This window comes from Pseudoalteromonas sp. TB25 (assembly GCF_000497995.1).
Classification (GTDB): domain Bacteria; phylum Pseudomonadota; class Gammaproteobacteria; order Enterobacterales; family Alteromonadaceae; genus Pseudoalteromonas; species Pseudoalteromonas distincta.
Map to the genome: position 1 here is coordinate 1 of NZ_AUTI01000061.1, position 8,569 is coordinate 8,569.

Genomic DNA, 8,569 nt, shown 5'->3' on the forward strand with positions numbered 1-8,569 from the left:
CTGCCGATACCGCACCATTACCAATGTTAGTACCTGGTACGTTGATTACGCTATGGTTTGGCATAAATGGCGCAAGGTGCGATTTAACACCAATTGGGCCAACACCTGGACCACCGCCACCGTGTGGAATACAAAATGTTTTATGCAAGTTTAAGTGCGATACGTCTGAGCCAATAAAGCCTGGGCTTGTTACGCCAACTTGCGCGTTCATGTTTGCGCCGTCCATGTAAACTTGGCCGCCGTGCTCATGAATAATGTCACAAATTTCGCGAATTGTTTCTTCGTATACACCGTGCGTAGACGGGTATGTGATCATGATGCACGATAAGTTTTCAGCAACCTCTTCAGCTTTCGCTTTAAGGTCAACCATGTCTACGTTACCGTTTTTGTCGCAGTTAACTACTACAATTTTCATGCTTGCCATTTGCGCTGATGCAGGGTTAGTACCGTGCGCAGAGCTTGGGATTAAACATACATTACGGTGTGCATCGCCGCGTGACTCGTGGTATTTACGAATCGCGATTAAGCCTGCGTATTCACCTTGTGCACCAGAGTTTGGCTGTAGTGATACTGCATCGTAACCGGTAATGTTTACTAGCCAGTCGTGTAGCTCGCCAATCATTATTTGGTAACCTTCTGCTTGATCTAGCGGGCAGAATGGGTGAAGGTTTGCAAACTCAGGCCACGTAATTGGGATCATCTCTGCGGTCGCGTTTAGTTTCATGGTACATGAGCCTAACGAGATCATTGAGTGATTAAGCGATAAGTCTTTGCTTTCTAGTCGCTTAATGTAGCGAAGCATGTCTGTTTCGCTGTGGTAGCTGTTAAAGTTTGGATGCGTTAGTACTTCGTCATCACGTACTAAACTTGCAGGAATTGACTCGCTGCCATTTGCTTCAACGTCGGCTGCAATAGCGTCAACACTTAGGCCATGGCCTTCGCCTAAAATAATATCGAATAACTCAGCTACATCGGCGCGTGTTGTTGTCTCTGATACCGAAATTGAGTACTCGCCTTCGTGGTTTGTTGCAAAGTTTACGCCTTTTGCAATTGCACGCGCTATTACGTCGTCTTTGCTATCGCTTACTACTGTTAGCGTATCAAACCAAGTGCTGTGCTTAAGTGCGATGCCTTTAGCTTTAAGACCACTTGCTAAAATATCAGCAAAGCGATGTATACGCTGCGCGATAGTTTTTAAGCCTTGTGGGCCGTGGTATACCGCGTAAAACGCTGCCATGTTGGCAAGTAATACTTGCGCTGTACAAATGTTTGAGTTGGCTTTGTCGCGGCGAATGTGTTGTTCGCGCGTTTGCATTGCCATACGTAGTGCGTCGTTACCTAAACGGTCTTTAGATACACCAATAATGCGACCTGGTAATGAACGTTTGTATGCGTCACGTGTTGCAAAAAATGCAGCGTGTGGGCCGCCGTAACCCATAGGTACGCCAAAACGTTGAGCCGAACCAAGTACTACGTCTGCGCCTAGTTTACCCGGTGCTTTTAATAGTAATAAACTCATTATGTCGGCAGCAACACAGGCAATGGCCTTTTTGCTTTGTACGCCAGCAATTAGGTCAGTTATATCTACCACTTCGCCTGATGTAGTTGGGTATTGGAACAATGCGCCAAAAATGTCGTGGTTTACGGCATCTTCTGCTTTACCTACAATTATTTCAAAACCAAACTGCTCGGCACGCGTTGTTACTACGTCGATTGTTTGTGTGTGTACGTCGTCGGCAATAAAAAAGGCATTGGCTTTTTTAGCTTTTGATACGCGTTTTGCAAGGCCCATAGCCTCTGCAGCCGCTGTTGATTCGTCAAGTAGTGATGCACTTGCTAAATCAAGACCAGTTAAATCTAGGGTCATAGTCTGGAAGTTTAATAATGATTCTAAACGCCCTTGAGCAATCTCTGGCTGATACGGTGTGTACGCTGTATACCAACCTGGATTTTCTAGTACGTTACGTAAAATTACGTGCGGTACGTTAGTTGGGTGGTAGCCTTGGCCAATGTACGATTTGAAAACTTTATTTTTGCTTGCTACTGATTTTAAGTAGCTTAGTGTTTCAACTTCAGTACGGCTTTGTCCAACTGTTAACGGTTGCTCTAGACGAATGCTAGCCGGTACAGTTTGGTCAATGAGCTCTTGCACACTCGATACTTCTAAAGCACTTAGCATATCGCTTACTTGTGCTGGGCTTGGCCCAATATGGCGGCGAATAAAATCTTGCTTTTGCTCTAGTTCTTCAAGAGATTTGGCGTTTGACATGTGTCCAGATTCCTATGATCCAAAAAATGTGGCTACTGCTGATGGGTAAACAGCAATAACTTAAAATTCTTATAATTTAACAGCTTACTTTGTATGGAAAAGTTAACTGTAAAATCATAAAAGCCCCGATATCTAAATAAAACACGCGGGGCTTTTAGTTATCTACAAAGAATAATTATTCTTCGTCGATAGTGTGCGAGTAACCTTCAGCGTCTAATAAGTTGTCTAGCTCAGACTCGTCAGATGCTTTAATACGGAATAACCAACCGTCACCGTAAGCGTCGTTGTTTACTGTTTCTGGTGAGTCTTCAAGTTCTTCGTTAATAGCAACAATTTCGCCACTGATAGGTGCGTAAATGTCTGATGCTGCTTTAACTGACTCTGCTACTGCACAGTCTTCGCCAGCGTCTACTTCGTCGCCAACTTCTGGTAATTCAACAAATACCATGTCGCCAAGAAGCTCTTGCGCATGCTCAGAAATACCAACAGTAAATGTACCGTCGCCTTCACTGCGAACCCACTCGTGTGAAGGTGCGTATTTTAACTCGCTAGGAATGTTGCTCATTTTATTTGTCCTTTGGTTTATATTGGGAGGATACCAATCACTGTAATTACACTGATTGATATAACCAAATTATTTAAATTATTGATTTACCGTTACGTACAAAGCTAGGCTTTACTACTTTAACGTTTACTAATTTTTTACGCATTTCTACTTGAGCTGTATCGCCTGTTGAACGTGGTACACGTGCAAGGGCTACACTAAAACCAAGTGTTGGGGAGAAAGTACCAGAAGTAATAATACCTTCACCACCATCAACAATTACTTTAGAACCGCTACGCAAAACGCCTTTTTCTTCAAACACTAAGCCAACTAGTTTGTCAGTGCTTTTTTCTGCGCGTTGCTTAACAAGTACGTCACGGCCAATAAAGTCGCGATCTTCTGGTTCCCATGCAATGGTCCATGCCATGTTAGCTGCAAGTGGTGATACGCTTTCGTCCATATCTAGGCCGTAAAGGTTCATACCTGCTTCTAAACGTAGCGTGTCGCGTGCACCTAAACCAGCAGGCTTAACACCTGCGTCTAGCAGTTGTTGCCATAAATCGGCTGCTTGGTCGTTCGGTACTACTATTTCGTAACCGTCTTCGCCAGTATAACCCGTTGTGGCAATAAATAAATCACCTACTTGAACACCAAAAAACGGCTTCATACCTTCAACAGCGGCTTGTTGCTCAGCATTTAAAAGAGTAGCTGTTTTTGCTTTAGCGTTAGGCCCTTGCACTGCAATCATTGCAAACTCTGGGCGCTCTGTAACAGTTACGTCAAAGTCGCTCGATACGTTAGCTAAATGCGCTAGGTCTTTTTCGCGCGTTGCTGAGTTAACAACTAGGCGGTAAAACGTTTCACTAAAGAAATAAATAATTAAGTCGTCTATTACACCGCCTTGCTCGTTAAGCATGCCTGTGTAAAGCGCTTTGCCTGGTACGGTTAATTTTGCAACGTCGTTAGCTACTAGCTTACGTAAAAATGCTTTTGCTTGAGGCCCTTCAATATCAACAATAGTCATGTGTGATACGTCAAACATACCAGCGTCGGTACGTACGCTATTGTGTTCTTCTATTTGTGAGCCGTAGTTGATTGGCATTTCCCAGCCATGAAAATCAACCATTTTTGCGCCCGCTTCTAGGTGCTTAGCATGTAGTACAGTTTTAGAAGTCATAACATTCCTTCACGTTTAAATTAACCCTGTTTAGGGCGTGGCTTAAATAGATATAAAAACAGGTAAACATTGTAATGCTCACCTGTTGTTTTTATTCGTTATGCGGCTTCACTATGCATAAGTGCAAAACCTTGCGCTTGCATGTAGCTTTGCCATTTTTGTAATTCTTGTTGTTTAGCTACTAATACAAAGTGTTGTTCGTCGTTTTTATCAATGGCGGTAATAAATACATCACCGCTTTGTGCACCGTAGCAAAGTTGCGCGTCAGAAAGGCGCAAACCTGGTGTTAATTTAAAAGCATTAACTAGGGTATCAAATGCGTTGTCGCCACTTAAAATAAAGCTTGCCAGATCGGTGCGTACTACATAATCAATATCAAAACGTAATTGCTGCTCGTTTATAAGCGCTTGTAGTTGAAGGCTTGCGTTGTGTGGCAGGACGAATCTAAAGGCAGTTTCGCTAAAGTAATAAACAGCAAAACTATAGTCAGAATTATAGTCGCCATCAAGCGTGCCTTTTAAGCCTAAACCGCTGGCAGTCAGCTTAGTTAAATCAAGGCCTAAAATAGTGCTTAAAAATACACTGGTTTCGGTGCCGCTAAAATCCATTACAACGTGATTGTTATTAGTTTGCAAAGCGTTAGTAACCGCACTACTTGCGTTGCTGTGGCGGGCAAACATTATTGGGTTAAAAGTCATAACAAACACCTGTGTATTTTCGATTACAAAAGTATATTGCCCACGCCTATCAACAACAAATTGTAATTATTTATCAATTGATAAATAATACTTATATATATGGCTATATAAATTGTAATTTTAAATATGAAAAACATATCAACAGACGGTTTACGTACTTTTGTAATGGTAGTTGAAATAGGTGGCTTTGCTAAAGCAGGCGATTTACTTGGCCTGTCGCAACCTGCTGTAAGTTTGCAAATAAAGCGTTTAGAAGACGTGCTTGGCTATAAACTATTTAAAAAACAAGGGCAGCGCCAAGTATTAAACCAGTACGGCGAGCTATTATTGCCTATGGCAAAACAAATGATGCAACACAACGATGCTATTTTGCAGCAGTTCACCTCAGAAAACATTGCAGGTAAAGTGCGCTTGGGTATTCCGAGCGAATTTGCAGCGCGCATACTACCTTCTATTATTGGCGACTTTGTGGCGCTCTACCCTGAGGTGTCGTTAGAGGTTAAGTCGCGTTTAAGTAAGCATTTGCTTTCGGCCTCAAGGCAAGATCAGTTTGATTTAGTACTTGCGCTAAATGAGCGACTCAACTCTGATAAGTTTCCTATTTTTATGCAAGACGAACTAGTGTGGGTGGGCGACCTGTCACTTGCGCATAATGAGGTGGTTACCCTAGTTACCGCACCAGAGGGGTGTATTTATCGTCGCCGTGCTACTGATGCATTAAAAAGTGCAGGCATTAAATACCGAATAGTTTATAGCAACGCCGATTTAACCGGCCTTATAGCTGCACTAAAAGAAGGCTTAGGTATTACGGTACTTGCTAAAAGTACAGTACCGAGTGAGCTTAACTATCAGGTTCAAACCAAGCATTTACCAGCTCTTGGTAATATTGGTATTAGCTTGGTTAAAAGTTCGGGTGAGTCGGAAAATGCGGTAGATAAACTCGCTGAATTTATAGCTCTACGCTTGGGCTAGCGCTTACGTAGCACATATATTTCGTTCAGCCTTTATAGTTAGTAAAACAATTACAAAATAATACAAAAGAAACAATTTAGTTAATTAAGTTGCATAAGCAGGTGTTTTTAGTTCTATTAAACCGAATAATTAAATAGTTAATAACATTGATTCGTATTCGTTAACGTGTTCAAATTACGCCAATTAAGATAATTGACATGATTAGGAACACAATGAACCCTAAGTTTTTAGTATCTACTTTGGCAACTGCGGTTGCTTTGTCTTTTAGTGCTACTGCAATAGCAAAAGACACCAGCAATAAAGAACAACGCTTTGAACAAATTACTGTTATTGGCTCACAGCAAGCAATTAACGATATTCCTGGTTCGGCTACGTTTATTTCTGAAGAAGAGCTTCAAAAATTCCAGTTTACCGATATTTCTCGCGTTTTAGCGTCTGTTCCGGGCGTTTACGTGCAAGAAGAAGACGGTTATGGCCTTCGTCCTAATATTGGTATGCGCGGTACAGGTACTGGCCGTAACGATAAAATATCAGTAATGGAAGACGGTGTATTAGTTGCACCAGCACCATATTCAGCACCTTCTGCATACTACTTCCCTACTATGGGTCGTATGGAATCTATTGAAGTATTAAAAGGCGCAGCCTCAGTTAAGTACGGCCCGCGTACTACGGGTGGTGTTTTAAACTTACTTTCGCGCAGCTTACCAACTGAGCCAAATAGCTCAAAAGGTATGGTAGATGCAGCCCTTGGTAGCGACGGTTACTACAAAGGCCACGCTTACTTTGGTAAAGAAAAAAATAACACAGCGGGTTTAATTGAAGTATTTACTTACGGCGCAGACGGCTTTAAAGAGTTGCCAGTAGGCAATGACAACACCGGCTTTGAAAAAACAGATTTACTATTAAAGTTTGGCCATACGTTTGGTCAAAACGATGCGCATAATCTTGAGCTAAAAATTAAGTACTCTGACGAAACATCAGACGAAACATACATGGGCTTAACTGACGAAGACTATCAAGAAAGTCCTTACCGTCGTTATGCTGCATCGCAAAACGATGAAATGAATACGCGCCACAACGCATACCAACTTAACTACGCGTACCGTTTTGGTGATGGCTATGAGTTTTTAGCTACGGCTTACTTAAACGATTTTCATCGTAACTGGTATAAAGCCAGCAGCGTAGGCTTAAGTACTCTTGAGCAGTACAGCGATTTTGAAGCAAACCCTACAAGCGAAGGTATTGAAGGTATTGGCGTTAAAGCTAATAACCGCGACTACCAAGCTAAAGGTATTCAGTCTGAATTACATATTCCTGCAGGCGATCACTATGTGACTGTTGGCGTACGTTACCACGAAGACGAAATGGATCGTTTTCAGTGGGAAGACAAATACACACTTAATCAAGACCTAAGCTTAACGCTTACAAAGCAAGGCGTTCCGGGCTCTGATAGCAACCGCGTAGATAGTGCAGAAGCAAGCACCTTGTTTATTCAAGACGAGTGGACAATTGATGCATTAGTAGTAAGTGCAGGTCTTCGTTATGAAGACATTACGATTACGCGTGAAGAGTGGTCTAAATCAGATCCAACACGCAGCAACGGTTTAACTAAAGATGTGTCGAACGACACTGAAATTTTAGTGCCGTCACTAGGTGCTACATACACGCTTAACGAAAACGTAACGCTACTTGCGGGCATTCAAAAAGGTTATGCACCAGCAGCACCTGGTAATGCAGACCAAGAAGAAGAAGAAAGTGTAAACATTGAGTTTGGCTCTCGCTTTAATATGGATGGCTTTAGCGGTGAAGTAATTGCTTTTTACTCAGATTACGACAACATGCACGGTAACTGTACTGCAGCGGTTGGTTGTAGCGACGACAACATTGGCGACCAATACAACTACGGTGAAGTAGAAGTAGCAGGCTTTGAATTTAGTGCAGCACGTACGTTTGCAACTGATACAGCTATGTTCCCAGTTAAATTAACGTACACCTACACAGACTCTGAGTTTAAAAACGATTTTGATTCAGAAATTTGGGGCGCGGTAGAAAAAGGCGATGCAATGCCTTACGTACCAGAAAACCAAGTAGCGTTATCATTAGGTGCTGAGTTTTCTGCGTTTGTAGTTAACAGCCAAATACGTTACGTATCTGATGCGCATGCTAACTTAACTGAGGCGGGCTTAAACGCAATTGATAGCCGCGTAGTATGGGATTTAGCTTCTAAATACTTAATCGATGAAAATCAAAAAGTATACCTAAGCGTTGATAACTTGTTTGATAAAACATACGTTGCTAACCGTTCAAACGGTGGCATTCAGCCAGGTAAGCCGCGTACGGTACAGATGGGCTACACATACTCATTCTAACGAGTTAAATAGCTCTCTAGCTGCGTTAAAAATAACTCATATAAGAACAACTATATTTCGTTATTTTTGCCTTGCTATAGAGTTATTTTCCTATCGCTATAATAGAGCATCAATTCAGTACAATTGGTGCAAAGTTAAAGCGGAAATTACAGGCACAAAAAAGCCGAGATTGAATTTCAATCTCGGCTTTTTAATACATAAAACTTATCGTTTTATATATTAGTTATTTGCGTTACGTTGGCGTAATACTTCAAACAAACAAATACCCGTGGCTACCGATACGTTTAAGCTTGAAACAGTACCCGCCATTGGGATTTTAACGAGCATATCGCAATGCTCACGCGTTAAGCGTCGCATGCCCTCGCCTTCTGCGCCCATAACAATAGCCATTGGCCCCGTTAAGCTTGCGTCAAATACATGGTTATCAGTTTCGCCAGCGGTGCCTACAACCCATACGCCTGCATCTTTAATTTCGCGAAGCGTACGTGCAAGGTTAGTCACTTGAATAAGCGGTACTGTTTCGGCTGCGCCACAGGCCAC

General features: G+C 42.2%; 7 protein-coding genes. 2 read left to right on the forward strand and 5 right to left on the reverse strand.

Annotation, left to right across the window (positions count from 1 at the left end; translation table 11 throughout):
* From gcvP to L652_RS0101160, 4 genes are all read right to left on the reverse strand, one after another.
* On the reverse strand, positions 1-2,269 hold a 2,269-nt coding region (gcvP, locus tag L652_RS0101145), incomplete at its 3' end, for an aminomethyl-transferring glycine dehydrogenase (RefSeq protein WP_024595761.1).
* 175 nt (positions 2,270-2,444) lie between these two features.
* Positions 2,445-2,834: a glycine cleavage system protein GcvH gene (gene gcvH / locus L652_RS0101150; protein ID WP_024590231.1), complete on the reverse strand. Its 390-nt coding sequence runs from the start codon at positions 2,832-2,834 to the stop codon at positions 2,445-2,447.
* A 73-nt stretch (positions 2,835-2,907) separates the two neighbouring features.
* On the reverse strand, positions 2,908-3,990 hold the full coding sequence (gene gcvT / locus L652_RS0101155) for a glycine cleavage system aminomethyltransferase GcvT (RefSeq protein WP_024590230.1): 1,083 nt from the start codon (positions 3,988-3,990) through the stop codon (positions 2,908-2,910).
* A 98-nt stretch (positions 3,991-4,088) separates the two neighbouring features.
* Positions 4,089-4,688: a hypothetical protein gene (locus L652_RS0101160; protein WP_002958026.1), complete on the reverse strand. Its 600-nt coding sequence runs from the start codon at positions 4,686-4,688 to the stop codon at positions 4,089-4,091.
* A gap of 126 nt (positions 4,689-4,814) precedes the next feature.
* Between L652_RS0101160 and L652_RS0101165 the strand changes: the two genes are divergently transcribed.
* Together L652_RS0101165 and L652_RS0101170 are read left to right on the forward strand one after the other, a co-directional pair.
* Positions 4,815-5,660: a LysR family transcriptional regulator gene (locus L652_RS0101165; RefSeq protein WP_002958025.1), complete on the forward strand. Its 846-nt coding sequence runs from the start codon at positions 4,815-4,817 to the stop codon at positions 5,658-5,660.
* A gap of 212 nt (positions 5,661-5,872) precedes the next feature.
* A complete protein-coding gene (locus L652_RS0101170; protein ID WP_024595760.1) occupies positions 5,873-8,029 on the forward strand; it encodes a TonB-dependent receptor in 2,157 nt (718 codons plus the stop codon).
* Between the two features lie 219 nt (positions 8,030-8,248).
* Here L652_RS0101170 and L652_RS0101175 read toward each other — a convergent pair.
* Positions 8,249-8,569: TrmH family RNA methyltransferase (locus L652_RS0101175; protein WP_024603203.1), on the reverse strand; the 321-nt coding region annotated here is incomplete at its 5' end.

Coding starts and splice junctions, on each gene's coding strand:
- gcvH (WP_024590231.1), bottom strand. CDS start 2,834: ATGAGCAACATTCCTAGCGAGTTAAAATACGCACCTTCACACGAGTGG.
- gcvT (WP_024590230.1), bottom strand. CDS start 3,990: ATGACTTCTAAAACTGTACTACATGCTAAGCACCTAGAAGCGGGCGCA.
- L652_RS0101160 (WP_002958026.1), bottom strand. CDS start 4,688: ATGACTTTTAACCCAATAATGTTTGCCCGCCACAGCAACGCAAGTAGT.
- L652_RS0101165 (WP_002958025.1), top strand. CDS start 4,815: ATGAAAAACATATCAACAGACGGTTTACGTACTTTTGTAATGGTAGTT.
- L652_RS0101170 (WP_024595760.1), top strand. CDS start 5,873: ATGAACCCTAAGTTTTTAGTATCTACTTTGGCAACTGCGGTTGCTTTG.